Origin of the sequence: Saccharothrix sp. ST-888, assembly GCF_000955975.1 — a bacterium.
Classification (GTDB): domain Bacteria; phylum Actinomycetota; class Actinomycetes; order Streptomycetales; family Streptomycetaceae; genus Kitasatospora.
Genome location: NZ_JYJF01000539.1, coordinates 1 through 363, shown reverse-complemented (window position 1 = coordinate 363; position 363 = coordinate 1). Strand labels below are relative to the sequence as shown.

General features: G+C 67.5%; 1 protein-coding gene. It reads left to right on the top strand.

The window, feature by feature from the left end; all coding sequences use genetic code 11:
* On the top strand, positions 1 to 363 hold a 363-nt coding region (locus tag UK12_RS42090; RefSeq protein ID WP_045307027.1), incomplete at both ends, for a hypothetical protein.

Below are 363 nucleotides of genomic sequence, written 5' to 3'. Positions count from 1 at the left end.
CGCCCGCACATGGCAGCAGCAGAGCTTCAAGAACGGCGCGCGGCCGGGCGGCATCATCAACCTCGGTGACCTGGACGAAGTCACGTTCAACAAGACCGTGGCCGCGTTCCGGTGGCAGGTCGAGGGCAGGCAGAACGCGGGCCGGCACCTGCTTATCGCTGGGCAGGGAACTGACGGGGGAACCGGCGCGAAGGGCAGGTCCAACTCCGCGGTGGCGTACCGGTGTATCACCATGCTCGCGAACAACCTGGCCAGCGTCGACCTGGTCGTACGGACCCCGTCGGGTGACCTGGCTGAGCTGCACCCGCTGTCCCAGCTGTGGAACGCCAAGCCCAACGCGTCGATGCCCGCCCAGGTGCTCAA